Raw genomic sequence first — 25,565 nt, forward strand, 5'->3', positions numbered from 1 at the left:
AAAATCCCTACCTTACTAGTTTCTTTATATCTTCAATTACAGAATCTAAAAAAGATTTGTCATCAACTGCAATAAAAATAGTATCAGTACCAGTTACAATACCACTAACCATTTTCAACTTGGCACTTTCAATATATGATCCACAAATACTCGCAGTATGTGGAATAGTCTTTATAAGTATCATATCTTCATTATGTTTTATAGATAAAATCGCAAGTTTACAAATCTTATTTAATCTTTCATCTAAAGAATCATAAATTGAGTCCACAACTTTATACTTATATTCACCGTTTTTATTTTGAACTTTTAAAATTTTTAATTCCTTAATATCTCTAGAAACAGTTGCTTGTGTAGAACGAATACCTTTCTTTTCTAAACATTCTGATAGTTCTTCCTGCGTTTTTATTTCATTATTTTCAACTAAATCTAAAATAATTCTTTGTCTTGTATATTTTTTCATAAAAACCTCTTAAAAAATTCCTTTAATAAGTGCTAATTTTTCTTTATTCCCATCTCCTCCAAGAATTGGAGAATCAATGATAGAAATAATTTCTAATTTATTAGCTAAAGCATACAGTCTAATTTTCTCAATAACATCATCAATTACTTTTTCAGACTTGACAATACCTTTCTTACTAAGACTTTTTCCTTCACATTCAAATTGTGGCTTAATTAATGCAACAATTAAGCTATCTTCTTTTAAAAATTTATGCAAATTTTCAAAGATATATCTTAAAGAAATAAATGAGACATCTATCGAAACAAAATCGACTTTTTCTCCTATTAGTTCAAAATCTAAATATCTAAAATTTGTATTTTCTAGACTTATAACCCTTTTATCATTTAATAAACTATCTACAAGTTGATCTCTACCAACATCTATTGCATAAACTTTTTTAGCATTCTCATTTAACATGATTTGAGTAAAACCACCAGTTGAGGCTCCTATATCCATACAAACTAAATTATTCAAATTGAGATTAAAATTTTTAATTGCACAGTCCAATTTAATTGCCCCTCTGCCAACATAAGTATCTTCAAAAGTTGAGTTTATTGTTATTAACTTTTCATCTTCAATTAGCATGGACACTTTTTCTATTACTTTTCCATCATAAAAAGCTCTTTTTTCAGAAATAATCTTTTTAGCATAAGTTCTAGACTTAGCAAGCCCTAAATTTACTAAACAAATATCTGCTCTTTCCATTAGTATGTCCTTTTTGCCATAAAGTCTATAAAGTCTATAAAGAAATCCTTATTCCCAGAAATTTTATTTATTTCTTCAAAAGAAATACGATTTAACTCATTAATTTTCTTTTCAACTTCATTTTTACCAAGAATAGTTGCAAAAGTCTTTTTATTAAGTTTAACATCCTCTTCAAAATCGAATAAATCATCTTGAAGTTGGAAAACAAGTCCCAAATTTTTTGCATAGATTTCTAAGTGAAGTAAATCTTCATCACTAGCTCCAGCTAATTTTGCGCCTGATAAAATAGCAGCTTTAAAAAGCTCTCCTGTTTTTAAATCATTTATTTTTTCAATATCGCTTAAATCTTCTACCTTATTTTCAAGATCTAAAAATTGACCATAAATCATTCCATTTATTCCACTCGAATTAAGAATAATTTCACTTGCACTAACTGCATTTTTTATCTCTTGAATATTATCAAGTTTTTTAATAGCTTTAAACATAATTAAATTTGCATTATTTAAAAGTTCATCTCCAACCAAAACTGCATTTGATTGTCCATATTTACCATAAACAGAAAGAACTCCTCTTCTAAATTTATCATCATCCATTTCAGGTAAATCATCATGAACAAGAGAGTAATTATGTATAAGCTCAAGAGAAATAGCAAAGTCTAAAGCTAAATCAGAAACTTCCTTATAACTTTTAAAAGACTCTAAAAGTAAAATTGCTCTTATTCTCTTTCCACCAACAGAAAAAGAATATGCGCACATTTTTTCAAATTCATTTTGATTTTTATAAACTAAATCTAGTCTATCTTCAATAATTCTTTTATCTTTTTCAATCAAACTTAAAAAATTGTCCATTATAACTCTAAACTCACTTGTCCATCTTCTAATGTTTTCTCAACAAATTTTTGATCTTCAGACTCTGAATTTTCATCAAATAAGAAAAGTCTTCCCTCTTCTTTTTCAAGAATTTCAACTAATTCTTTATGAAGTTTAATTCCCTTTTTATATAATTCAATACTCTTTTCAAGACTTAATTGTTCTTTTTCTAAAGTATTCACAATTTTTATAAGCTCTTCAATTCCCTTATCGTAATTTTCTAACTTAATTGCCATCTATAATCTCCTTAATATCGGAAATAATTTCTCCATTAGAAACCTTAAGTTTCAAAGAATCTCCTACATTTACATCCTTAATATCTTTTACAATTTCATTTTTATCATTATAAATAATACTATATCCTCTCTCTAAAACACTTGTTGGATTAATAATCTCCAAAGATTGTCTTTTAAAGTCTAGTAATTGTTTATTATACTTAAATACAGCATTTATTTTTTCGTCTAAAGATTTTTTTAAATTCTCTAGATTTTCTTTTAATGTAGTAATCCTATTAACTGGATTATAATATTCCAATTCTTTCTTAAAATGTTCTAGCTGAATTTTTTCAGCAGAAATTTCCTCTAAAATATTTTTATTAAGTTTTTTCTCAGCTTGACTTAAAAATTCTTTTAACTCATCCATACTCACTGATGAAAGCTCTGCACCTGCTGTCGGAGTCGCTGCTCTTTTATCTGCAACATAATCCGTAAGCATTGTATCTATCTCATGACCTACTGCTGAAATAATTGGTTTTTTACAATTAAAAATGGTTCTAATAAGATTTTCATCATTAAACGCATTCAAATCTTCAAAAGAACCACCACCTCTACCGACTATTATTGTATCAATAAAATCGAGTGAATCTAAGTATTTAACACCTTCAGCTATTTCCTCACTAGCACCAATTCCTTGAACTTTTGCAGGATAAAAATAGATATTCGCAATCCTATATCTTCTTCTTAAAGTATTTAAGATATCACGAATAGCAGCTCCATTTTTAGCTGTAACAACTCCGATATTCTTTGGAAATTTCGGAATAGGTTTTTTAAATTCAGCATTAAAGAGGCCTTCTTTTGAAAGTTTTTCTTTAAGAGCTAGAAATTGTTCATATAAATTTCCACGCCCAACCTCTTCAACATTTTTACAAAGGATTTGATAGTAGCTACCCTTTTCATAAGTCATAACGGTTCCGGTTACAACAACCTTCTGTCCGTCAGTAAGATTTAAATTTTGTGCAATCGGTACAGTTTTAAAAACAACGCATTTTAGCATAGCTTCATCATCTTTTATACTAAAATAACTATGTCCTCCCGATTTTTTAAAATTAGATACTTCGCCTTCAACACTAATATTGGATAAAAAAGAATCTCTTCTAAGTACATTTGCAATATACTTACTTACTTCTTTAACCTTAAATGTTGTCATCAAATTTCTCCTATTTAGAATAACACTAAAAGAACTCCAAAAATTGCAAATATACTTATTGCAGGTAATACATGTTCAATTAATGCTTTTAAAGATTTTTTAGGAATTGCAATTAATGCACTCAAACTACAAACCAATGGAACATAGTATGATATTATTAAATATGCATTTCTCCATGGTAATAATTTAGGAATCATTGTATGTTTAAAAAACAAGAATATTGCAAAACACACAATACAAAGAATCGGATAGACAATCCATCTTTTTGTACCTTCCGTTCCAATTAAATAAGTTGAAACAGCAATGCCAGAACAAACAATTCCAGCAAATCCAATAAGCAATAAAGTATTAATAATTCCCATAATTGCCTCCTAAAATTAAATGTTATTTTTAGACCTTACTATAGTTCCTAGAATACCGTTTATAAATTTATATGAAGCTTCTGTAGAATACTTATTTGCAATTTCTATAGCTTCATTTATTGCAACACTCTCAGGAATATCATCTAAGTAATAGATTTCATTAACAGCAATTCTTAAAATTGCTAAATCTATTTTAGCTATTCTATTGTAATTCCAACAACCTTCTAAATTATCTTTTATTATATTGTCAATTTCATCAATGTGTTCGATTATAGAGTTGCAATTTTTTCTAATATATTTAAGTTCACTAGTAGGTAAATCAAAATATTCTATAAAACTTTCAATCTCATCACATTTGAAACTGTCCTGTATGCTAAGTTGATAAATCAACTTCATACACCACTCACGTGCTTCACTTCTTGTCATATAAACTCTCTACTTTTCAATAGATTCAATACAAATATTCACACCTAACACTTTAATACTTGTCATTATTTCTATCTTTAATTTTATATTTTCTTGAATTTTCTTAACAATTTCCTCAAATTTTTGTCCATATTCTACAACAACTTTAACAGAAACTTGAATTCCATTTTCCAAAAATTCAATTTCAATTCCCTTCTTAGAATTTTTTGCATTAATTTTTTCAGCATCTTCAGGGATTCCAACTATATGTTTAACACCATCAACTTCAAGAGTTGCCATAGCTGTTATCATATAAAAAATATCATTTGATATTTTAATACTGCCGTTTTCATATTTATTTTTATTCATAATTAATACACCTCCACTTACTAAGTATTATACCAAAAATTGCAAATTTATTCAATTAAAAATAAATATTTATGCAATTCTATATAATATTAATATTTTATAAAATTTTTAAAAAAACAGCATCTTGAATTGAAAATTTAATTATGCTAAAATATCATTAATTATATAATAATAATCAATATAGTTATATAATTTTGATATTTCATAAGGAGGTGACATTTTGAAAAATTTTGGAACAGAAAAGGAAACTCAAGGACTTAAATTATTCTTAAAATTAATTGCTTTAGCATGTTTTGTATTATTTAATGGTTTCTTATTCGCATTTATTAGACTTTTTGTACGTAATATTGACAATATTACAAAAAAGGGATCTATGACACCAGCTATTCTTCTTGTAGGAGGAATTTCTTTATTTTTAATATTATGTGCATATGTATTACCATATTATTTATTCGTATTATTCCCTAAATTATATTATTACGATGATGGTGTTGTTATTGGTAAACAAGATAACGAAAAGATTCTTTATAAAGATTTAGATTATTTCTTTATATCTAATCCAGTTAATCCTATTGAATTTCTAGCAATTTGGTATTATGCAAATGGAAAGTGGAAATCTTTATCTGGAAGTGGGTATTCTAAAAAAGCATTTAAACTTTGGCAAGAAGATTTTGTTAAAGTTAACTATCCAATATACATGAAAAAAATATATGATGGAGAAACTGTAGAATTCTTATATCACGATCCAAAGAATCGTAGATTAGGCTTCAAAACTGTTAGAAAAATTCTAGAAGAAAGTCTAAAGATTGAAATCACAAAAAACTATTTCAAAGTTAATGGTAAAGAATATAACTGGGATGAATATGATATTTATGCTAAAATAGGTAATGTTGTTGTAAGAAACGATGAAGGTAAGACTGTATTTAAATTACCACAAAAGGCATTTGTTCATAAACCAAATTTACTTCAAGCAATTGTATATGAATTAAATAGTAACAGTCATAGAAATTAATTAATATCAAAATAATAAATATTTGATTGTTTTCATTTCACAAAAGCAATTATTAATTTTATTTGCTTTAAATAATTAAATATTTATTAAAAATAAAAAGCCAACATCGTTGGCTTTTTTATTTTGTATAATAATATATTGCAAGTTGTGTTCTATCTCTAAGATCTAATTTTTCTAATATTCCAGAAATATAATTTCTAACAGTTCCCTCACTTAAAAATAATTTTTCTGAGATTTCTTTATTTGAAAGCCCTTTTGCAATCTGTTCTAAAATTTCTATTTCCTTTTGTGTTAAAAGATCAAATTCTTTTTTTGTCGTTTTAAAAAGACTCTTAATATTTAATTCATTATCAATAATCTTATTTCCAAGACTTACACTCTCTATCGCAGGAATTAGAGATGCTACATTATCTTTTAAAATAACCCCTAAAACTCCTCTATCAATTCCTCTCATAATATCATCACTATCATTAAAAGTTGTAAGTAGCATTATCTTTGCTTCTTTATCATATTCTAATAATTCTATTGCAACATCAACACCATTTATTTCTTTCATTCTTATATCTAAAATAACAACATCAACTTTATTTTCTTTATATGTTTCAATAGCTTTTTTTGAATCCGTTGTTGCCAGCACAATTTCATAACCACTTTTGCCTAAAATTGTACTTAGTGCATTTAATACAAGAACATCATCATCAACCATTATTAATTTCACTCTATTCACCCTTACCTATTGTAATATTTATTTTAAAACCATCATCAGTAATTATATTAAATAGCCCCTTATATTTTCTAGCCAATTCTTCCATAGATGAGATTCCTAAGCCTTCATCTTTTTTAAAATTAATATTCTTTCCATTGTCAAAAATTGTTATAATATATGAACTTTCGTTTTCTATAATTCTAACTGTAAATGTATCTCCATTAGAATACTTAGTAAAATTAGTAAATGCTTCTTTTACTATACTAAGAATATCAAAACTTAAATTTTCATTCATTTTATTCTTTATTTTATATATTAATTTAGTATTAACATTTGGAACATTTATAATTTTTTCTATCGAACTTTGCAAATCAAAAGCTGATTTATACATATTGTGAATTATTTTTCTAATATCTACAAGACCAACAGAAAGATTTTCTCTAACTCTAATTAGAGCAGTTTTTACATCTTCATCATCTGTCATAAACTCTAAAGCTCTAAGCTCTAAAACAGATGCTGAAATAGTATGACCTATCGAATTATGCAATTCTCTTGAAATTTTTTCTCTCTCTTTTAAGATATTTTCATAATTCTTTTTTTCTTCTTCAAGATATAATGTCTTTAAATCTTTTTTTAATTTATAATTTGATTTATAAAAATTTAAAAATTCTTTATAATAGTTGACTTTTTTTTCATAAAGTTCTCTATCATATTGTGAAAGACAAACGATTAGTAATGCCAATGCAAAAAAGTTCAATTCTCTAGTTATTAAAAATACAAAAAATATAGGAATATTGTAAATTGATTTACTATATATTGCATAAACAAAAGAGAACATAAAAAATCTAAATTCAGGAAAAAAGTAAATTACAATTAAAAAAACAACTGACAAAACTGTGCTAGAATAAAAACTTTCCCTAATCTCTATAATAAGTACAAAAATTAAAGAAACAAAACTAAAAATTGCTACATTTGTAAAACTTAATTCATCTGAAAATAAATATAAAAAATTTAGTAAAAAATATTTTAAAAATACCATAAAATCTCCATATTATTATCAAAAAATATTATCTTTATTTATATTATACATATATTTTACCATATTTTTCAAAAAATTACATTTGTCATATTCATAAAATTACATCTTACACTAAAAATGCAAAAAAATAATTGATATAATTATTGCGAGGTGATAATTATGATTATAAAAGTAGAAGACTTAATAAAAAAATATAAGGAAAAAATTGTTTTAGACCATTTTAATTTATCTCTTGAGAAAGGAGATGTTCTTGGACTACTAGGTCCTAACGGTTGTGGAAAGACAACTTCAATAATGTGTATACTATCTCTTTTAAAATATGATAGTGGAAATATCGAGGTTTTTGGAAAAAAAGATATTCAAAACGAATATGATATAAAAAGAAAAATAGGAATTGTTCCTCAAGAACTAGCAGTATTTGAAAACTTAAATGTTAGAGAAAATATTGATTATTTTTGTGGACTATATGTTCAAAATAAAAACGAAAGAAAAAGACTTGTTAACGAAGCAATAGAATTTACTGGACTTCAAAGTCACGAAAAAATGTTACAAAAGAAACTTTCTGGTGGACTTAAAAGACGTTTAAATATCGCTTGTGGAATTTCGCACAAACCAGAATTAGTTATTCTTGATGAACCAACTGTTGCAGTAGATGCTCAAAGTAGAAAATTCATTTTAGACGGAATAAAAAATTTAGCTGATAACGGAGCATCAATCCTATATACTACTCATTATCTAGATGAAGCTGAATATCTTTGTAACAAAATTTCAATTATGGATAATGGAAAAAATATATTAACAGGAGATATGCAAACTTTAATTAATGGTGTTAGTGTAAAAGAAAAAATTACAGTTGTAGGTTATATAAAACCTGAAATCATTTCAATTTTAGAAAATCAAGATGACGTAGTTGACGTTGAAGTAAAAGAAAATCAAGTAACTTTAAACTATTCTAACGATGTTGGAAATATTAAAAGATTAATTTACTTACTTGATGATAACAATGTTGTATATGAAGAAATCTTTTCTAAGAAACCAAAATTAGAAGATATATTCTTAGAAATGACTGGAAAGGAGCTTAGAGAATAATGGGAATTTTATCTGCTTTAAAAATTAACTTACTTACTTTAGTAAGAGATAAAATGGCTTTTTTTTGGAATACTTTTTTTCCATTAATTTTAGCAACATTTTTCTGCATTGTTATGCCTAATGTTGGAAAATCATTCGAATCTGTAAATGTTGGTATTGACAAAAATAACCCAAATATAACTATTTTAAAACAAATACCTCATCTTAACTTAAAAGAAGTTAAAGAAGATGTTTTAACGGATTTAAAAAATAAAGAATATAAAGCATATATCGAAGATGATTTATCAATGAAAATAGTATCATCTGATTCTGAAGTTATGATTGTTAAAAATATACTTGATCAAGTGAAACAATTAAAAGAAACAAAAATTAATCAAGTTGAAATAATTAAAAATATGAATAAAGAATTCATTGAAAATAAAAATCAAAGCTCAAGTGGAGTTGAAATGATGCTTTTTTCAATAGTCATTATGACAAGTCTTTATACTATGTTTGATGGTGTTGCTTATATTGATAACATTTTATATGGAACATCAGATTTTGCAGTGAGAATGCTGGTTTCACCACTTAAAAAATCAATATATTTGATTAATGGTATTTTATCTACATTATTAGTTTCAGGTTTTAACACTTTGCTTCTAATTTTATATGTAAAATTTGTTTTTGGAATAACTTTAATAACAAACTATCTCGCTACATTTGTTACCATAATAATTATTATGTTTTTTGGTATAACAATGGGAATGCTACTTTCAGTATCAATAAAATCGGGAACAGAAAAGAAAACGGCGTTAGGGCTTGGACTTATTTTATTAATGAACTACACTTCCGGAATGATGGGAACAGGAGTTACAAATATAATTACTACTAATTTCCCTATCATAAAAAAAATAAATCCAACAATATATATGGAAAATGCTCTATTGGGTGTTAATATAGCAAATGATATAAATTACTTAATATCAATGATTCAATATATAATTCCTTTTTCATTGATATTATTTGGAATTACACTAATTTACTTAAGGAGGCATAAATATAATGATTTTTAAAAATTATTTAAAAATATGTTTTAAAAATATAAAGACTATTATATTTTCTTTCATGATTTTTATGCTTTTGTTAATTATATTTACTAGTCAAAGCTCTAAAGAAACAGAATTCAAAGCAATGAAACTCGATATAATGATTAATGACCAAGACAAAAGTGAAGATTCAAAAGCTTTTATAAATTATATAAAAGAAAAACATAATGTAACAGAAGGACAAATAACTGAAGACGAAGCAAAAAAACAAATAGTTGAAAATAAAATTACAGCTTTTATTGAAATAAAAAAAGATTTTAAACAAAATTTACTAAATGATAAAAAAGCTATATCCCTTTTAGCTTCAACAAAAACTGCTTATATAACTTTTTTAAAGATAGATTTAAACAAATATATGAATTATACACTAGCTGGATATAAATCAAATGTAGATCAAAAAGAAGTTATAGATACCTTAAATAAAGAAATAGATGTTAAAATAGTAGATACAAAATTATACAGCCAAGAAGAATCAAATGAAGCATTTGCAGCATCTTTTGCAATACTAAGCTATCTTGTATTTATGGATGTTATTTCTATAATTATAAATATAGATTCAGAATTTAAAAAAGAAAGTTTATTAAAGAGAATGGGACTATCTCCTTATTCTCAAAAATCACAAATGTTACAACAATTTGCAGCTCAAATTATTATAGCAGTATTTATATCTGCAATCTACATCTCCATTGTACTTTTAAGAATAAATCTGGATATGTCAAAAGCAAATATAATTTATACTATATTAGCTGTTCTAGTTTTCTCATTTACTGCAATTTCACTTGGACAACTATTTGTATCATTATCAAAAAATGTAAAAGTTATAAATGGTATAAATGCAGCTTTTACACTAGTAATGGCATTCTCATCAGGAGTATTTTTCCCTGTAAGATTATTGCCACAAGGAGTTGTAAATCTTTCAAAGTTTATGCCGCAATATTATTTTATACACTTTTTACAAAATATAAATTCAGAACAATTTTTAATATTCATAGGCTCACAAACTGTATTTATTATATTTTATTTACTATTAGCAGTATTTATAAAAAATTACAAATTAAAAGAAGTCGCTTAAACGACTTCTTTTTTATTTTTATTTTTTCTCTTTATACATAATTTTATATCTCATACCAACTGTTCTACTTATATAGTTTGACGATAAAGCACAAATTCCCAAAGTAAACATTGTTGTTATATATAGTTGATTTTGATTTGTTATTATCCAAGTTACAATTGAAATAAAAACTCCTCCTGCAATAAATACAACTCCAGAGAATTTATTAGCTAGAGTAAAAACTATTTCATTTGTTAATGTCCATTTGTTTCTTATTGCAAACTCATTATCTTTTTTTGCTTGTCTTAGATAAATTCCATACATTACAGTTAAAATTGCTATTAAAGTAAAGACTAATCTAATTAATAAAAAAGGAATTTCCATTTTTGAATTTTTTAACATTAGTTTTAAAACTGAAAATGTAAAGTAATTACACATAATAGAGATTAGTAAGTTTATAAATGCAACAACTGTTACTCCCATTGGATAATTTTCGTCATTAAATTTCTTTTTTACTCTTCTTAAATATGTTATTCCAAAAAATGATAATACTGTATTTGCTATGGCAAATGTAAAAATCATATATGATCCGATAAAAACTTCTTTTCCGTCTTTGATATAAGCAAAAACTGATGATGGCAATACAACAAAACCTGTTGTAGCCAAAATTATCGGAGTAATCGCTAAAATTAACAATAATTTTAAAAATTTATTCATTTTTAGTCCTCATATCCATATTTTTTATAGAATTCTTTTTTGTATTCTAAAAATCTATCTTCTCTAATTGCTTGTCTTATATTTTCCATTGTTTTAAGTAAAAATCTTAAATTATGAATTGAAAGAAGTCTTGCTCCTAATATTTCATCAACATTTATTAAATGTCTTATATAAGCTCTTGTATGATTTTTACAAGCATAGCAATCACATTCATCATCAAGTGGAGCAAAGTCCTTTGCATATTTAGCATTTTTTATAACGAGTTTTCCCTTTGAAGTCATTGCAGTTCCGTTTCTTGCAATTCTTGTAGGAAGAACACAGTCAGCCATATCAATTCCAGCTTCAACAGCTTCAAATAAATAATCTGGAGTTCCTACTCCCATTAAATATCTAGGCTTATTTTCAGGCATAAATTGTACTGTATAATTTAGATATTCAACCATAATATCTTTAGGTTCACCTACACTTAGTCCACCAATAGCATATCCCGGTAAATCCATTTCTATTGTAGCAAGTGCTGACTCTCTTCTTAAATCTTTGAACATTCCACCTTGAATAATTCCAAAAAGTGCTTGATTATCTGTATTTTTATGATAATCCTTACATCTTTTTAACCAACGTAAAGTTCTTTCCATAGAATTCTTTACATAATCATAACTTGCAGGATATGGTGCGCATTCATCAAAAGCCATCATAATATCAGAGCCTAAATCATTTTGAATTTCCATTGATTTTTCTGGAGAAATAAAATGCTTTGAACCGTCAATGTGAGATCTAAATTCTACACCTTCTTCAGTTATTTTTCTAATATCTCCAAGACTGAAAACTTGAAAACCACCACTATCTGTTAAAATCGGCTTGTCCCAATTCATAAACTTATGAAGTCCACCAGCCATTCTAATAATTTCTTGACCAGGTTTTAAATATAAATGATAAGTATTTCCTAAAATAATTTGTGAGCCAATCTCTTTTAACTCATCTACATTCATAGCCTTTACAGTCGCTCTCGTTCCTACTGGCATAAAAATTGGAGTTTCGATAACACCCCTGTTTGTATATATTTTTCCAAGTCTTGCATTACAGTCAGAAGACTTTTTTATCAATTCATATTTTAACTCCATTACTTCTCCTTTTTAATAAGCATTGCATCTCCAAAACTGAAAAATCTGTATTTATTCTTTGTAGCCTCATTATATGCATTCATTATTATCTCTTTTGATGCAAAAGCACTAACAAGCATAATTAATGTTGATTTTGGTAAATGAAAATTTGTAATAAGGCAATCAACAACCTTAAACTCAAAACCTGGATAAATGAAAATATCCGTATTTCCTTTACAAGCTACAAGTTTTCCATATTTTTTATAAACTGTTTCCAAAGTTCTTACGCTAGTAGTCCCAACTGCAAAAATTCTATTTCCATTTTCTTTTGCATAATTAATTATTTCAACACTTTCTTCTGAAATTTCATAATACTCATCATGCATCTTATGTTCCAAAACATTATCAACCTTAACAGGTCTAAAAGTTCCAAGTCCGACATGAAGAGTAACTCTTGCAATCTTAACTCCCTTTTCTTGAAGCTCTTTTAAAAGTTCATCTGTAAAATGAAGTCCTGCTGTTGGTGCTGCGGCGGAACCATTATGTTTTGCATAAACAGTTTGGTATCTGTCTCTTTCTTCCAATTTTTCATGAATATATGGTGGAAGTGGCATTGTTCCAAGTTCGTCCAAAATTTCTTCAAAAATTCCATCATAAGAAAATTTTACAAATCTTTCTCCATCCTCACTTATACCTACAACTTCTCCAAGCAATTTTCCATTCCCAAACTCAACTTTTGAGCCTATCTTCATTTTCTTTCCGGGCTTAACCAAAGTTTCCCAAGTATTATCCTCGTGCTTTTTCAAGAGCAAAACTTCAATCGCTTCGTCCTTACCCGGTCTTGCTCCAAAAAGTCTTGCAGGAATAACTTTAGTATCATTAATTACTAAAACATCATCTTTTTTTATATAATCAACAATATTTTTAAAATTTTTATGTTCTAAATCAAAATTTTCTCTATTCACAACTAAAAGTTTTGAACTTGATCTATCCTTAAGCGGAAACTGAGCAATCAAAGACTCATCAAGCTCAAAATCAAAATCATCAGTTTTTAAACTATTCATTAACTCTCTTCCTTTATTAAAATATAAAATACTTCTACAATGTAATATTATATATTGTTTTCCAATATTTTTCAAATTTTTTTAATTAAAACAAGCTTTTACAATACATTATTTATAAATTCTTAAAGTAAAAAAAGTAACGGTTAAATAATCGTTACTTTTTCATTCTATTCAATATTTCTTCTAAAACATAATCTCTATTGTCAATATAATCTTTTATTGTCGGTTTTAAAATTTCATTCGGAATTAATACATTTTCTTTTATTTCTTTTTCTGTAAATAAATCTTTATTATCTTTTGTATTGTCGAAAAAGCTTTGTCCATAACTGAATATTAATTTACTATTAGGCAAAATATCTTGTGTTACATTTCCTGACGAATAAATTCCTCCTGCCAAAGGCTCTCCAAAAATTGTAGCATCTTTAAATTTTTTCTTTAGAGAATATACTGCACTTGTTCCTGCAGAAAAAGTATTTCTTCCTACTAAAATATGAATTCTTAATTTTTTATTTTCCTTCTCATACTTTTCTAACTCATCTAAAAAAGATAGAAAAACAGTTTCGCTTCCTCCCTCATTATATCTTAAATCAATTATTATATTATTAATTTCCAATAAATTTTTATTATCTCGAATGTAATTAAAAAATTCAGCTGAAAATTTGTCAAAAGGTTTATGTTCTTCACTAAAACATTTATTATAATGAAGAACCATTGCTTTGTTCTTCGGAAAAGTTTCAAAAGTATAAGATTGTTTTGGATTCATCTTATATGGAATATTGTCAATTTCTAAAAAAGATTTGCCAATATAATTATATATAACAAACTCTAAATTGTCTATTTTCTTAAAATCATTTTCTAATTTTTCTCTTTCTTTTCCTGATGATTTTTCAATTAATTTTAATATTGATTTTTTATAAATTTCTTTATTTTTCTTAAATTCCTCTGTTTCAGAATATTCACTTTTTTCTGTTTTAACATCCCTATTAATCTTCGGTTTAAACTTTACATTAAATTCTTTTTTATCTTTTTCAATCACTACATTTATTTCATTTACATTTGAAATTAATTTAAGTCCTACAAGATAATCCAAATCTGTTATATAATAATCAACCCAATAATCAATATTATATTTATTATCTCCAGAAATTATTTCCTTTGCTTTTTCCCTAATATCTTTTATCTCAATTCCATTTATACTTTTTACTTTACTAAAATTATACTCTTCATACTCTTTTTCAATTCCGATTATATATGTACCATCATCAAAAGTTTTTAAATAAAAAGGTAATATAGCCTGACTTGGATTTAAAAAACTAAGATGTCCTTCTTTAAAATAGCTAATTATTCGTTGAATTTCAACTACAAACTCACTATCAGAAATATTATCTATATTTGATTTTAATTCTTTTATTCTATTTTTAAAATCTTCATCTGTAATATATCTATATTCCCTTTGATGTTTTTCAAGCATTACACTTTCAAAATACTCTAAATCCTCTATAAGTTTTTTATTTCTAACTTCCCTATTTTCTCCCTTAAAAAATATGAGTTCATTTGTATTTACATTAGAATTTTTATTTCTAAAAGATCCACAAGAAGTTAAAAATATTAAAGCTAAAAGAAAACAAATAATCTTTTTCATTACATCCTCCAAAAAAAAGAGAATTAACAATATAAAAATATAGCTAATTCTCAGAGTGTGGACAAAGTAAAGATTTTGTCCATACTCTGAAATACACTAATAATATATTTTACTTTTTCATTCTACCAAAATGTTTATATGCTTTATCTGTTACAATTCTTCCTCTGCTTGTTCTACTTAGAAATCCTATTTGTAGTAAATAAGGTTCATAGACATCCTCAATTGTAATTCTCTCCTCACCTGTGGAAGCAGCGATTGTATCAATTCCAACAGGCCCACCTGAAAAATTATCTATTATTGTAGTTATTATCTTTCTATCTATTGTATCAAGTCCAAGAGAATCAACTTCTAAAATATCAAGTCCATCTTTACTTGTTTGATAATCAATTTTACCATTTCTTTTAACCTGTGCGAAGTCTCTAACTCTCTTTAAAAGTCTGTTTGCAATTCTTGGCGTTCCTCTTGAACGTCTTGCAATTTCAAGAGCTCCCTCAGGTTCAATATCAACTCCTAAAATTCCAGCAGATCTTGTAATTATTTTTTGTAAATTTTCAATACTATATAATTCAAGACTCAACATAATTCCAAATCTATCACGAAGTGGTCCTGTTAATTGTCCTGTTCTTGTTGTCGCTCCTATCAATGTAAATTTTTCAAGGTCAATTCTAAGACTTCTTGCGCTTGGTCCTTTACCAATTATTATATCAAGAGCATAATCTTCCATTGCTGGATATAAAATTTCTTCAACACTTCTGTTTATTCTGTGAATTTCATCTATAAACAAAACATCGTCTTTACTTAAATTTGTTAAAATACTTGCAAGGTCGCTAGGTTTTTCTATTGCAGGTCCTGATGTAACTCTAATATTAACACCCATTTCATTTGCAATAATATTTGCAAGAGTTGTTTTACCAAGTCCTGGTGGACCATAAAGTAAACAATGATCGAGTGGTTCATTTCTTGTTTTTGCAGCCTCAATAAAAATCTTAAGTCTTTCTTTTGCTTTTTCTTGACCAATGTATTCATCAATCCATTTTGGCCTTAAACTGGTTTCTATTTCAATATCTTCTCTTGAAAATCCAGTACCAATAATTCTATCTTCAAAATCTTCAAACATACTTACACCTATAATTGTTTCATACTAAGTTTAATAATATCTTCAATTTCCATTTCATCAATGTTTATACTTGAAAGAAATCTCTCAATATCATTTTTCATAAATCCTAAATTAATTAAAGCATCAGATACAAGTTCTCTCTTTTCAAAGTCTTTTCCACTTTCTACAGTTGGTTCTATTCCAGAAATATCTTTGCTACTAATACTATCAATTGAAATTTTATCTTTTAATTCCAAAATGATTTTTTGTGCAGTTTTCTTTCCCACACCCTTTGCAGTCGCAAGAACAACGGCATCCCCATTTACTATTGTCAATTTTAGACTATCAACAGACATTGAGGATAAAATCCCACAAGCAACTTTTGGACCAATGCTATTTACACTTATAAGTAATTTAAACATTGATAGTTCATCAATTGTTTTAAATCCAAATAAAGCAACATAATCTTCTTTTACTATATAATCTGTATAAATCGTATAATATTCTCCAACAGTTACATTGAATAATGTATTGTTAGAAGTAAAAATCTTATAACCTATTCCTCCATTATCTATAACGATATAATCATTGTAGATAAATTTAAGTTCTCCACTAATATATTCGTACATAAAACACCTATTTCATTCTAAATTGTTCTTTAAATTTCAAACTAAAAAAATGACAAAGAGCAATTGCCAAAGCATCTGCTGCATCATCTGGCTTTGGAACGGATTGAAGTTTAAAAATCATCTTAACACTCTCTTGCATTTGCTTTTTATCCGCTCTACCATAGCCTGTAATTGCTTGTTTAACTTGTAAAGGAGTATATTCATAAGCTAAGATATTTTTCTTTGTAAAAGATAAAATTTCAACACCCCTAGCTTGTGCAACATTTATTACAGTCTTAACATTCTTGTTAAAGAAAAGTTCTTCAATTGCTAATTCATCAACATTATGCAATTCAATTAATCTATTCAATTCTTCATCAATAATTTTAAGTCTATCTGGAAGTGGAACCCCTGACTTAGTTTCAATTACTCCATAATCTATAAGTCTCACTCTATTTCCGATAGCTTCAATAATCCCGTACCCAACTATTGCAAGTCCAGGGTCTAATCCAAAAATAATCACAAAAAATCCTCCAATACTAACAAATATGATAACATAAAACACATAATTTTTCAATTAAAGTTATATTTATCATTTTAAATCGAGATTTTTTGCATAAAAAAAGCAAGATTAAAATCTTGCTTTAACTTTATTTTTATTCGTAATCTTCACAGCTTAGTAAATCTTCTCTTTTTACTTTTCCTTTATCGTCATAAGTAAATTTACTGAAGTTAATTAAGTGTGGGATACCATCTAATTTTCTACATTCAACTAAATGAACAACTTTACTTAAATCTCCAACTTCTTTAGCTTGAACTTTCATGATTTTCATCATTGAATATTTTAATTCAGTTTCTTTGTAAGTAATAGTTGACATTCCTTTTTTATTGAAAGCTGCTTGAACCATTGATTCGCAGTTTTCTTCTGTAAGTGCAGGAATTAAAATATAATCTACATCACTTGCAGCTTCGATTCCAGCTTCATCTTTAACTTGAACAGTCTTATGTGAACCTTTAGCAACAGCCATAACAGCTGCCATAAATGGTCTTATTCCAGCTGATCTATGTCCTGAAATAATTAAAGTTTCTCCCTTAGCAATAGCTTCTTCGATATATAGACCATGTTCTTCTTTCATGTAACCTGTGTCTACGCTTTTTTGTAACATTGGATGCATACAAATTTCCTCCTTTTATTTTTCATATATACTTATTATACTACATTTTTAATTTTAAATAAATAGTTTATAGTAAAATAATTAAATTTTTTTATAGATCTTATTAAGAATGTTAGCCATTAAATGATAGGCCAATTATTGATATTGTTACAATTATTACTCCTACTACTAAAAACATAGTAAGAGGTGTGGATAAAAATATCACTGATAATACAACACTCCATAAACTAAATGTGCTGTTCAATGCCATTCCTTTTGATACACCATTTAAGTTCATTCCTTTATAGTAAAGTAGATAACTTAAACCTGCAAAGAATCCTGCAAAGAATAAATATTTTAATATAGCAAAACTTTGTATTGTAGTAACAAAACCACCAAAAAGTTTCATAATAGGTAATACTAAGAATAATATACTTATTCCTGAAATTAATTCCCTTATTGTTAGTATTATTTCTTCATCAAGTTCTTCCTTGGTTGCATAAGTTACAATAGTAGCTTCAAGTCCCCAACTAAAACCTGCTATTAAAGAAAATAATATTCCTAAGTAAAAATAAGGATAATTTCCTGAAGGTTCTTCATAAGAAAGTACAAATGTTCCTATTATACAACCAACAATACAAATAAATGTTTTTAAATTTATTTTTTCTTTTAAAAATATAAAAGATAAAATTGTACCAAACATTGGACACAATGCTGAAATTGGAATAGCGTAAGCTGGTCCTGCAAGAGAAATTCCCATTATATATGAACATTGTCCAACAGGTCCTCCAATCAAGCCTGCTAAGCAAACCCATTTTCCAGTTTTCGTTTTTAATGAAGGTAAAAATAGCTTCAATTTTCCCAAAAACTTATCATATCCAAGTACTAATAATCCCGCGAACAAATCGTTGAATCCTGCAAAAACTAAAGGTAGGAAAAACACAATTGCCTCACTATAGTTTTTCATTAATTCACTTCCTAGTAATACGGATAATACTAAACCATTAACTGCCCACAGAAATCCTGAGGAAATACCAATAAATTCATTCTTAAATTTTTTCATTAAGGTTTTACTCCATTTTTATATATTTTTTTATCTAAAGCTTTTAAACCATGTTTTTCTATTATTTCTAATAGTTTTTTACCATAATTTGGATCTGTTGCATAAGTTCCAGTTAATGCATTTGCAGCTTCTTCTGGAGTTTTAGCAGCTAAAACACCTTTATAGTAATCTCTAAGCCAACTATTTCTTGTAAATAAATTTGAATAATATTCACAAGAATCATCATAATCAGTGAACTTCATAAATTTAGCAATTATATAATATTTTTCACCACTATCATTATATTCAGCTGTCTTTATTTCAACATATCTGGAAGCAGGTGTATTCTTAGCAGCCTTTATTCCAAATAAATTGTAAATTGGCGCAGGTGATAATCCGTCATTACCATATCTTGTTTCTAAACAAGCTTGTGCAATAGCAATTGAAGGGAATAAGCCCTTACCTTTTACAGCTTTTAAGACACTTGGAGTAATCTTATCTATAAATTCTGATTGAGAAGTAACTTTTCTATACTTACCATTTACAAAATCTCTTAGTCCAGATTCATCTCTTGCTTTTCCAGTAAATTTTTCTCCATCTTGGAAGAAATACCATGCTGTTCCGTCATCATACCAACCAGCAGCATATTTACCATTATAGAAAAATTTCTTTCCATTAGCATCATAATCGTATCCACTTAGTTTCTTTCCATTTTTAAAGAAATACCATGCACTGCCGTCATCATACCAACCAGATGCAAGAACTCCATTATCATCATAGAATAAACCATCTTTATATTTTTTCTTTACATTTGTTGAGTATTTACCATTTACAAAATCTCTTGTCCCTGATGCATCTTTTGCTCTACCTGTGAATTTTACTCCATCTTGGAAGAAATACCATGCAGTTCCATCATCATACCACCAGTTAGCATATTTACCATTATCAAAAAATCTCTTTCCATTTCCATCTACACCATATCCACGATGTTTAGAGCCGTCTTTAAAAAAGTACCATGCACTTCCATCATCATACCAACCAGATGCATACTTTCCATTGTAGAAATATTTTTTTCCATTTCCGTCTACTCCATATCCGCGATGTTTGTATCCGTCTTTAAAGAAATACCATGCTGTTCCGTCACTATACCATCCGTTAGCAGGACCACCATTTTCATCATAGAAAATACCATCTTTATATTTATTTCTTGCTGATGAAGCATATTTACCATTAATGAAATCTTTTGTTCCTGATGCATCTTTTGCTCTACCTGTGAATTTTACTCCATCTTGGAAGAAATACCATGCAGTTCCATCATCATACCACCAGTTAGCATATTTACCATTATCAAAGAATCTCTTTCCATTTCCATCTACACCATATCCACGATGTTTAGAGCCGTCTTTAAAGAAGTACCAAGCACTTCCATCATCAAACCAACCAGATGCATACTTTCCATTGTAGAAATATTTTTTCCCGTTTCCATCTGTTCCATAGCCACTATGTTTAGAACCGTCTTGGAAGAAATACCATGCATTTCCATCATTAAACCAACCGGATGCATACTTTCCATTGTAGAAATATTTCTTTCCATTTCCGTCTACACCGTAACCTACAAGTTTAGAACCGTCTTGGAAGAAATACCATGCAGTTCCGTCATCAAACCAACCAGATGCATATTTACCTTCATAAAAATATTTTTTACCATTTCCATCTGTAGCATAACCAGTAAGTTTTTTACCATTTTTAAAATAGTACCAAGCCTTACCATCATCATACCAACCAGTTGCAGGTTTTCCACTATTATCATAAAAAATTCTATTTCTGTACTCAGAAGCTTTTACAATCTTTTCATTTCCAAGTGTATTATTAAAAACTAATAGATTACTTACAACTAGAGAACATAGTAAAACTTTCTTAGTTAATTTCATAAATTCCTCCTATTAATATCAAAAATATACTATTACTGATAATTTTAACATATTTTTAATACAAAAACAAGAAATAGCTAAAAATAAACGATAAAAATTACAAAAATATTACAAAAGTGTTACAAAAATATTAAATTTAAGCATAAAAAAGGAGAGATTAAATCTCTCCTTAATTTTTAATAAATTATTTTACTTCATAATCATAATGAACATCATTATTTAATAAGCACTTATTGTAATCTTTCATAATAGCTCTAGCTTCAAATGATAACCAAAGGATAGCAATTAAGTTTGGTATTACCATTAAAGTATTGAAGATATCTGCTAATGACCAAACGATAGCAACTTCTCCAAGAGAACCAGCTACGATACAGATAAGAACTATAGCTCTATATGGTAATAGACCAGCTTTACCAAATAAGTATTTGATGTTTGCTTCTCCGAAATAGTACCAACCAACGATAGTTGTAAATGCGAAGAATGATAGACATATTGCTAAGAAAATAGCTCCGCCTGAACCAAATGCAGATCTAAATGCTTGTTGAGTTAATTGAGCACCTGCTAAGAATTTTCCATCAGCACCTTTAACATCATAAGCACCTGTTACTAAGATTGCAAGTGCAGTTGCAGAACATACTAAAACAGTATCAATGAATACACCGATAATAGCTGTTAAACCTTGTTCAGCAGGGTGTTTAACATGTGCTACAGCGTGAGCATGTGGTGTAGAACCCATACCAGCTTCGTTAGAGAATAATCCTCTAGCAACACCTTTTTGAACAGCAACTTTAACTGCTGCCCCAGCGATACCACCAGCTACTGCAGTTCCATTAAATGCACTCTTGAAAATCCAAGCAAATGTAGGTCCAACATGACTAGCATATAATACTAAGATTACTAAGCTTCCTAAGATATAAACAGCTGCCATTACAGGAACAACTAATTCTGCGAATTTTGCAATTCTGTCCATACCACCAACGAAGATTAAAGCAGCAAGGATAGCAATAACAACACCAACAATTGCTGGGTTAATATTTTCAAGTCCTTTAATACCTTGAATACCTGATGCTATTGAGTTTGATTGAACAGCATTTCCCATGAATCCTAAAGCTAATACAATAGCGATTGAGAAAAATCCAGCTAAAACTTTAGCAAATCCACCTGTTTTCTTAAGACCTTTTGATATGTAGTAAGCAGGTCCACCAACATATTCTCCATCAATTTTAGATCTGTATTTTTGAGCTAAAACTGCTTCTACGAAAATTGTTCCCATTCCAAAGAATGCTGATACCCACATCCAGAAAACAGCTCCAGGTCCACCTGCAGTAATAGCAGTTGCAACCCCTGCAACGTTACCTGTTCCAACTTGAGCAGCTACTGCTGTAGCTAATGCTTGGAATGATGACATAGAACCTTCTTCTTTAGGTCCTTCTTGTTTTTTGAAAAGTCCTCCAAAAACTAGTTTGAATGCTCTTCCCATTTTTGTAATTTGTGGGAAGCCCAAAATAAATGAAAGGAATAATCCCGCAAATAACAAACCTGTTACCAAAATCTTACCAGCGATAAAATCGTTTATTTTGTTGATAGTTTCAACAAAATTTGAACCGCTTAGTAATACAAAATTAGATAATAAGTTCATATAATACCTCCTATAAAATTTATTACTTGTATTATACACTTTATTGAAATATAAGTCAATATATTTTTAGGAAAACTTTTTTATTTTTTTATTAATTTTTTATTTATCTATATATCACTTTGTATATGCTAAAAACTTAAATCTCTGTATTTTACAAATATTTATAGGTGAAATTGTACAAAAAAATAAAAAAGGTATATAATCATATTTTTTTAATTATATACCTTTTCCTAATTAAATTTTGAAATTACTTTTATTTAACCTTATCAATATATTTTCCATATCCTTCTTTTTCCATATCTTCTAATGGAATAAATCTTAACGAAGCTCCATTGATACAATATCTCTTTCCACCTTTATCTTTAGGACCATCATCAAACACATGACCTAAGTGGGAATCTCCACCCTTACTTTTTACTTCTATTCTTTCCATACCATGACTACTATCTCTTTTATAATTTATATTTTCATCAATTGGCTTTGTAAAGCTTGGCCATCCACAACCTGCATCATATTTATCTTTAGATGAAAAAAGTGGCTCTCCAGTTACAATATCTACATATATTCCTTTTTCATCAAACTTATCGTATTCACTTGTATAAGGTCTTTCTGTAGCAGAATTTTGAGTTACATTATATTGCAATTCAGTTAGTTTATTTTTTAATTCTTCGTTACTTGGCTTTTTATATTTACCACCTACTCTTTCAAGTGGTTTATCAGCAAGATCTAAATCAATATGACAATATCCATTTGGATTTTTCTTTAAATAATCTTGATGATATTCTTCTGCAACAACAAAGTTTTTTAAATTTTCTACCTCTACTGTTATAGGTTTATCATAATTTGCTCTTTGACTGTCAATAAATTTATCTATAATACTCTTGTCATTTTCGTCAACAAAATATATTCCTGTTCTATATTGTCTACCAATATCATTACCTTGTCTATTAACGCTTGTAGGTTCTATTATTCTAAAATAATGTTGTAAAATTTCTTCAAGAGAAATTATATCTTTATCATAAACAATATGGACAGTTTCGGAATGATCTGTACTTTTAATTTTTTCATAATTTGTATCTGTTCCATTTCCATTGGCATATCCTACTGTTGTATCTAATATTCCTTCAATTTTTGAATAATATCCCTCTACACCCCAGAAGCAACCTCCTGCTAAATATATTTCTCCTTTATTTTTAATTAAACTTAAATCAACTTTTGGCCTTTCCATAGTCTTTTCTCCTTTTTTAGCATTTCCTTTATATGTTATAATAAATCCAAATATTAATACACAAATAATTAAAGGTATTAAAATTTTTTTCATAAAATCATCTCCTTAATTCTAATAAAAGATATACCCTATAAAAGAAAACGATAATCAAATTTATTTAAAAATAATAAGTAGTCCTTCATCCACACTTTTTTAAGGTGAATACCTTGAAATCTTCTTTACTCAAAATAAAAAAAAGGAAGTTGTTTTACAACTTCCAATTATTCAGTAATTATTTGTACACTTGCACTTACTCCCAGTCTGTCTGCACCTAGTTCAATCATTTTTAAAGCAGTTGCCTTATCCCTGATTCCACCACTAGCTTTAACTTTTGCATTCTCTCCAACTGTTTTTTTCATAATTGCTACTACATGTTCATTAGCTCCTGAAGTGCTAAATCCTGTTGAAGTCTTTACAAATTCAGCCCCCGCTTTAACACAAAGTTCTGAAACTTTTATAATTTCTTCATCAGTTAATAGACAAGTCTCTAAAATAACTTTTAGTAGCGCCTTATTTCTTGTAACATCTACAAGCGCTTTAATATCATTATATACAAAATCTAAATCATTTGATTTTAATGCACCAATATTTATTACCATGTCAATTTCACTTGCACCATTTTTAATCGCATTTTCAGTTTCAAACACTTTGCTTTCAGTTGTCATTGCTCCTAAAGGAAAACCTACAACAGTACAAACTTTAGTATTTGTACCTTTTAGATTTTCAGCACATCTTTTTACATGACAACCATTGACACAAACTGAAAAGAAATCATATTTTTTAGCTTCTTCACAAAGCTTATCTATCATTTCATAAGTGGTATCTGCTTTTAAAGCAGTATGATCCATATACCTATTTAACTCCATTATGCTATCTCCAATGCTAATTTCATCATTGTTGTAAAACTATTTTGTCTTTCTTCTGGAGTTGTGATTTCTTTGAAATGGAAAGAATCTGATACAGTTAATATAGTAATAGCATTAACTCCCGCATAATTTGCATTACAGTAAAGAGCATAACTTTCCATATCAACTGCAAGAACTCCTAATTTTTCCCAGTTTTTCCAATCTTCTGGAGCAGCATTATAGAAAATATCAGAACAGAATATATTACCAACATTGATATCTATATTTAAGTCTTTTGATGCTTCATAAGTTTTTCTTAAAAGTTCCCATGAACAGTTTGCTGAATAAGTTCCATCTAATTTATATTGATGTGCAAAATTAGAATCTGTTGATGAAGCCATTCCTACAACTACATCATAAAGTTTTAATTTATCACTATATGCTCCACAAGATCCAATTCTAATTAGATTTTTAACTCCATAGAAATGAATTAATTCATAAGAATAAATTCCAATTGATGGAACACCCATTCCACTTCCCATAACTGAAACTTTTTTACCCTTATAAGTACCTGTATATCCTAACATTCCTCTTACATCATTAAATTGAGTAACATCTTCTAAAAAGTTTTCTGCGATAAACTTAGCTCTTAAAGGATCTCCTGGCATTAAGACAGTTTCTGCAATTTCTCCTTTTATCGCTCTATTATGTGGTGTCATAAAAATACCTCCTAAATTTTCATTATATATAATAATCTTAACATAAAAACTCTATTTTTTCAATAAATCTAGAAAATTGAATTTTTAAAACTTATTTATTTATAAAAAAATCAGTTAACTTAAGT

General features: G+C 27.7%; 28 protein-coding genes. 4 read left to right on the top strand and 24 right to left on the bottom strand.

Going from position 1 to position 25,565, the window contains the following annotated elements:
• Positions 1-7: 7 nt before the first annotated feature.
• Genes ACLGL0_RS05685 through ACLGL0_RS05720 form a run of 8 tightly spaced genes read right to left on the bottom strand, consistent with a single transcriptional unit; the run spans position 8 to position 4,634 of the window.
• Complete coding sequence (locus ACLGL0_RS05685; RefSeq protein ID WP_411013963.1) at positions 8-460, bottom strand: arginine repressor; 453 nt, start codon at positions 458-460, stop codon at positions 8-10.
• A 9-nt stretch (positions 461-469) separates the two neighbouring features.
• The gene (locus ACLGL0_RS05690) at positions 470-1,204 is read right to left on the bottom strand and encodes a TlyA family RNA methyltransferase (RefSeq protein WP_411013964.1); all 735 of its coding nucleotides are present in this window, start codon (positions 1,202-1,204) and stop codon (positions 470-472) included.
• Positions 1,204-2,052 carry a polyprenyl synthetase family protein gene (locus tag ACLGL0_RS05695; protein ID WP_411013965.1) on the bottom strand — a complete coding sequence of 283 codons (849 nt, stop codon included), beginning with the start codon at positions 2,050-2,052 and terminating at the stop codon, positions 1,204-1,206. The genes ACLGL0_RS05690 and ACLGL0_RS05695 overlap by 1 nt, the downstream gene beginning before the upstream one ends.
• On the bottom strand, positions 2,052-2,309 hold the full coding sequence (gene xseB, locus ACLGL0_RS05700; protein WP_347714540.1) for an exodeoxyribonuclease VII small subunit: 258 nt from the start codon (positions 2,307-2,309) through the stop codon (positions 2,052-2,054). The genes ACLGL0_RS05695 and xseB overlap by 1 nt, the downstream gene beginning before the upstream one ends.
• Positions 2,299-3,498, bottom strand: coding sequence for an exodeoxyribonuclease VII large subunit (gene xseA, locus ACLGL0_RS05705; protein ID WP_411013966.1), 1,200 nt, complete (start codon positions 3,496-3,498; stop codon positions 2,299-2,301). Before xseA ends, xseB begins: the two co-directional genes overlap by 11 nt.
• Positions 3,499-3,512: 14 nt before the next feature.
• Entirely contained in the window at positions 3,513-3,860 is a 348-nt protein-coding gene (locus tag ACLGL0_RS05710) for a hypothetical protein (RefSeq protein ID WP_411013967.1), read from the bottom strand.
• 15 nt (positions 3,861-3,875) lie between these two features.
• The gene (nusB, locus tag ACLGL0_RS05715) at positions 3,876-4,286 is read right to left on the bottom strand and encodes a transcription antitermination factor NusB (RefSeq protein ID WP_314557150.1); all 411 of its coding nucleotides are present in this window, start codon (positions 4,284-4,286) and stop codon (positions 3,876-3,878) included.
• A gap of 9 nt (positions 4,287-4,295) precedes the next feature.
• The gene (locus tag ACLGL0_RS05720; protein ID WP_314557148.1) at positions 4,296-4,634 is read right to left on the bottom strand and encodes an Asp23/Gls24 family envelope stress response protein; all 339 of its coding nucleotides are present in this window, start codon (positions 4,632-4,634) and stop codon (positions 4,296-4,298) included.
• A gap of 220 nt (positions 4,635-4,854) precedes the next feature.
• Here ACLGL0_RS05720 and ACLGL0_RS05725 point away from each other — a divergent pair, with 220 nt between their 5' ends.
• A complete protein-coding gene (locus ACLGL0_RS05725; protein WP_411013968.1) occupies positions 4,855-5,646 on the top strand; it encodes a hypothetical protein in 792 nt (263 codons plus the stop codon).
• Between the two features lie 118 nt (positions 5,647-5,764).
• Here the strand turns inward: ACLGL0_RS05725 and ACLGL0_RS05730 are convergent, their stop codons facing one another.
• Entirely contained in the window at positions 5,765-6,364 is a 600-nt protein-coding gene (locus tag ACLGL0_RS05730) for a response regulator transcription factor (protein ID WP_233055283.1), read from the bottom strand.
• 1 nt (position 6,365) lies between these two features.
• Complete coding sequence (locus tag ACLGL0_RS05735) at positions 6,366-7,391, bottom strand: sensor histidine kinase (RefSeq protein ID WP_411013969.1); 1,026 nt, start codon at positions 7,389-7,391, stop codon at positions 6,366-6,368.
• A gap of 159 nt (positions 7,392-7,550) precedes the next feature.
• On the opposite strand from ACLGL0_RS05735, the gene ACLGL0_RS05740 reads away from it, so the two are divergent.
• From ACLGL0_RS05740 to ACLGL0_RS05750, 3 genes are read left to right on the top strand one after another with little or no spacing between them, the layout of a single operon-like run.
• Positions 7,551-8,480 carry an ABC transporter ATP-binding protein gene (locus ACLGL0_RS05740; RefSeq protein WP_233055281.1) on the top strand — a complete coding sequence of 310 codons (930 nt, stop codon included), beginning with the start codon at positions 7,551-7,553 and terminating at the stop codon, positions 8,478-8,480.
• Entirely contained in the window at positions 8,480-9,532 is a 1,053-nt protein-coding gene (locus ACLGL0_RS05745) for an ABC transporter permease (RefSeq protein WP_411013970.1), read from the top strand. The genes ACLGL0_RS05740 and ACLGL0_RS05745 overlap by 1 nt, the downstream gene beginning before the upstream one ends.
• Positions 9,522-10,637, top strand: coding sequence for an ABC transporter permease (locus tag ACLGL0_RS05750; protein ID WP_411013971.1), 1,116 nt, complete (start codon positions 9,522-9,524; stop codon positions 10,635-10,637). Before ACLGL0_RS05745 ends, ACLGL0_RS05750 begins: the two co-directional genes overlap by 11 nt.
• A gap of 18 nt (positions 10,638-10,655) precedes the next feature.
• On the opposite strand, the gene ACLGL0_RS05755 is transcribed toward ACLGL0_RS05750, so the two are convergent.
• The 14 genes from ACLGL0_RS05755 to deoD form a co-directional block, all read right to left on the bottom strand.
• Entirely contained in the window at positions 10,656-11,333 is a 678-nt protein-coding gene (locus ACLGL0_RS05755) for an SdpI family protein (RefSeq protein ID WP_411013972.1), read from the bottom strand.
• A gap of 2 nt (positions 11,334-11,335) precedes the next feature.
• Entirely contained in the window at positions 11,336-12,454 is a 1,119-nt protein-coding gene (gene tgt, locus ACLGL0_RS05760; RefSeq protein WP_411013973.1) for a tRNA guanosine(34) transglycosylase Tgt, read from the bottom strand.
• Positions 12,454-13,497 carry a tRNA preQ1(34) S-adenosylmethionine ribosyltransferase-isomerase QueA gene (queA, locus tag ACLGL0_RS05765; RefSeq protein WP_411013974.1) on the bottom strand — a complete coding sequence of 348 codons (1,044 nt, stop codon included), beginning with the start codon at positions 13,495-13,497 and terminating at the stop codon, positions 12,454-12,456. The genes tgt and queA overlap by 1 nt, the downstream gene beginning before the upstream one ends.
• A gap of 154 nt (positions 13,498-13,651) precedes the next feature.
• Positions 13,652-15,139 carry a S41 family peptidase gene (locus ACLGL0_RS05770; protein ID WP_411013975.1) on the bottom strand — a complete coding sequence of 496 codons (1,488 nt, stop codon included), beginning with the start codon at positions 15,137-15,139 and terminating at the stop codon, positions 13,652-13,654.
• A gap of 109 nt (positions 15,140-15,248) precedes the next feature.
• Entirely contained in the window at positions 15,249-16,256 is a 1,008-nt protein-coding gene (ruvB, locus tag ACLGL0_RS05775; RefSeq protein WP_233055274.1) for a Holliday junction branch migration DNA helicase RuvB, read from the bottom strand.
• Positions 16,257-16,264: 8 nt separating this feature from the next.
• Positions 16,265-16,864 (bottom strand): Holliday junction branch migration protein RuvA, encoded by a 600-nt coding sequence (gene ruvA, locus ACLGL0_RS05780; RefSeq protein ID WP_411013976.1) that lies wholly within the window; start codon positions 16,862-16,864, stop codon positions 16,265-16,267.
• Positions 16,865-16,871: 7 nt separating this feature from the next.
• Positions 16,872-17,366: a crossover junction endodeoxyribonuclease RuvC gene (ruvC, locus tag ACLGL0_RS05785; RefSeq protein ID WP_314557130.1), complete on the bottom strand. Its 495-nt coding sequence runs from the start codon at positions 17,364-17,366 to the stop codon at positions 16,872-16,874.
• A 133-nt stretch (positions 17,367-17,499) separates the two neighbouring features.
• Positions 17,500-18,018 carry a hypothetical protein gene (locus ACLGL0_RS05790; protein ID WP_411013977.1) on the bottom strand — a complete coding sequence of 173 codons (519 nt, stop codon included), beginning with the start codon at positions 18,016-18,018 and terminating at the stop codon, positions 17,500-17,502.
• Positions 18,019-18,130: 112 nt separating this feature from the next.
• Positions 18,131-19,060, bottom strand: a complete 930-nt coding sequence (locus tag ACLGL0_RS05795; RefSeq protein WP_314557126.1) for a DMT family transporter — start codon at positions 19,058-19,060, stop codon at positions 18,131-18,133.
• Complete coding sequence (locus ACLGL0_RS05800; RefSeq protein ID WP_411013978.1) at positions 19,060-20,970, bottom strand: glucosaminidase domain-containing protein; 1,911 nt, start codon at positions 20,968-20,970, stop codon at positions 19,060-19,062. Before ACLGL0_RS05800 ends, ACLGL0_RS05795 begins: the two co-directional genes overlap by 1 nt.
• A 184-nt stretch (positions 20,971-21,154) precedes the next feature.
• Entirely contained in the window at positions 21,155-22,609 is a 1,455-nt protein-coding gene (locus ACLGL0_RS05805; protein ID WP_233055268.1) for an alanine/glycine:cation symporter family protein, read from the bottom strand.
• Positions 22,610-22,862: 253 nt separating this feature from the next.
• Positions 22,863-23,930, bottom strand: coding sequence for a peptide-methionine (R)-S-oxide reductase MsrB (gene msrB / locus ACLGL0_RS05810; protein ID WP_411013979.1), 1,068 nt, complete (start codon positions 23,928-23,930; stop codon positions 22,863-22,865).
• Positions 23,931-24,097: 167 nt separating this feature from the next.
• Complete coding sequence (gene deoC, locus ACLGL0_RS05815) at positions 24,098-24,742, bottom strand: deoxyribose-phosphate aldolase (protein ID WP_411013980.1); 645 nt, start codon at positions 24,740-24,742, stop codon at positions 24,098-24,100.
• Positions 24,742-25,440 carry a purine-nucleoside phosphorylase gene (deoD, locus tag ACLGL0_RS05820; protein WP_314557115.1) on the bottom strand — a complete coding sequence of 233 codons (699 nt, stop codon included), beginning with the start codon at positions 25,438-25,440 and terminating at the stop codon, positions 24,742-24,744. The genes deoC and deoD overlap by 1 nt, the downstream gene beginning before the upstream one ends.
• Positions 25,441-25,565: the final 125 nt, after the last annotated feature.

The sequence above is a fragment of the Parvimonas pharyngis genome (assembly GCF_046569675.1).
Classification (GTDB): domain Bacteria; phylum Bacillota; class Clostridia; order Tissierellales; family Peptoniphilaceae; genus Parvimonas.

What these genes read in the sequence shown, in the direction of transcription:
- tgt (WP_411013973.1), bottom strand. Translation starts at nt 12,454, where the DNA reads ATGGAGTTAAAATATGAATTGATAAAAAAGTCTTCTGACTGTAATGCA.
- ACLGL0_RS05805 (WP_233055268.1), bottom strand. Translation starts at nt 22,609, where the DNA reads ATGAACTTATTATCTAATTTTGTATTACTAAGCGGTTCAAATTTTGTT.
- ACLGL0_RS05720 (WP_314557148.1), bottom strand. Translation starts at nt 4,634, where the DNA reads ATGAATAAAAATAAATATGAAAACGGCAGTATTAAAATATCAAATGAT.
- deoD (WP_314557115.1), bottom strand. Translation starts at nt 25,440, where the DNA reads ATGACACCACATAATAGAGCGATAAAAGGAGAAATTGCAGAAACTGTC.
- ACLGL0_RS05685 (WP_411013963.1), bottom strand. Translation starts at nt 460, where the DNA reads ATGAAAAAATATACAAGACAAAGAATTATTTTAGATTTAGTTGAAAAT.
- ACLGL0_RS05690 (WP_411013964.1), bottom strand. Translation starts at nt 1,204, where the DNA reads ATGGAAAGAGCAGATATTTGTTTAGTAAATTTAGGGCTTGCTAAGTCT.
- ACLGL0_RS05695 (WP_411013965.1), bottom strand. Translation starts at nt 2,052, where the DNA reads ATGGACAATTTTTTAAGTTTGATTGAAAAAGATAAAAGAATTATTGAA.
- ruvA (WP_411013976.1), bottom strand. Translation starts at nt 16,864, where the DNA reads ATGTACGAATATATTAGTGGAGAACTTAAATTTATCTACAATGATTAT.
- ACLGL0_RS05710 (WP_411013967.1), bottom strand. Translation starts at nt 3,860, where the DNA reads ATGGGAATTATTAATACTTTATTGCTTATTGGATTTGCTGGAATTGTT.
- ACLGL0_RS05745 (WP_411013970.1), top strand. Translation starts at nt 8,480, where the DNA reads ATGGGAATTTTATCTGCTTTAAAAATTAACTTACTTACTTTAGTAAGA.
- ACLGL0_RS05740 (WP_233055281.1), top strand. Translation starts at nt 7,551, where the DNA reads ATGATTATAAAAGTAGAAGACTTAATAAAAAAATATAAGGAAAAAATT.
- ACLGL0_RS05755 (WP_411013972.1), bottom strand. Translation starts at nt 11,333, where the DNA reads ATGAATAAATTTTTAAAATTATTGTTAATTTTAGCGATTACTCCGATA.
- xseB (WP_347714540.1), bottom strand. Translation starts at nt 2,309, where the DNA reads ATGGCAATTAAGTTAGAAAATTACGATAAGGGAATTGAAGAGCTTATA.
- ruvB (WP_233055274.1), bottom strand. Translation starts at nt 16,256, where the DNA reads ATGTTTGAAGATTTTGAAGATAGAATTATTGGTACTGGATTTTCAAGA.
- ACLGL0_RS05750 (WP_411013971.1), top strand. Translation starts at nt 9,522, where the DNA reads ATGATTTTTAAAAATTATTTAAAAATATGTTTTAAAAATATAAAGACT.
- ACLGL0_RS05795 (WP_314557126.1), bottom strand. Translation starts at nt 19,060, where the DNA reads ATGAAAAAATTTAAGAATGAATTTATTGGTATTTCCTCAGGATTTCTG.
- msrB (WP_411013979.1), bottom strand. Translation starts at nt 23,930, where the DNA reads ATGAAAAAAATTTTAATACCTTTAATTATTTGTGTATTAATATTTGGA.
- ACLGL0_RS05735 (WP_411013969.1), bottom strand. Translation starts at nt 7,391, where the DNA reads ATGGTATTTTTAAAATATTTTTTACTAAATTTTTTATATTTATTTTCA.
- ACLGL0_RS05790 (WP_411013977.1), bottom strand. Translation starts at nt 18,018, where the DNA reads ATGCATCCAATGTTACAAAAAAGCGTAGACACAGGTTACATGAAAGAA.
- ACLGL0_RS05770 (WP_411013975.1), bottom strand. Translation starts at nt 15,139, where the DNA reads ATGAAAAAGATTATTTGTTTTCTTTTAGCTTTAATATTTTTAACTTCT.
- deoC (WP_411013980.1), bottom strand. Translation starts at nt 24,742, where the DNA reads ATGGAGTTAAATAGGTATATGGATCATACTGCTTTAAAAGCAGATACC.
- ACLGL0_RS05800 (WP_411013978.1), bottom strand. Translation starts at nt 20,970, where the DNA reads ATGAAATTAACTAAGAAAGTTTTACTATGTTCTCTAGTTGTAAGTAAT.
- nusB (WP_314557150.1), bottom strand. Translation starts at nt 4,286, where the DNA reads ATGACAAGAAGTGAAGCACGTGAGTGGTGTATGAAGTTGATTTATCAA.
- xseA (WP_411013966.1), bottom strand. Translation starts at nt 3,498, where the DNA reads ATGACAACATTTAAGGTTAAAGAAGTAAGTAAGTATATTGCAAATGTA.
- queA (WP_411013974.1), bottom strand. Translation starts at nt 13,497, where the DNA reads ATGAATAGTTTAAAAACTGATGATTTTGATTTTGAGCTTGATGAGTCT.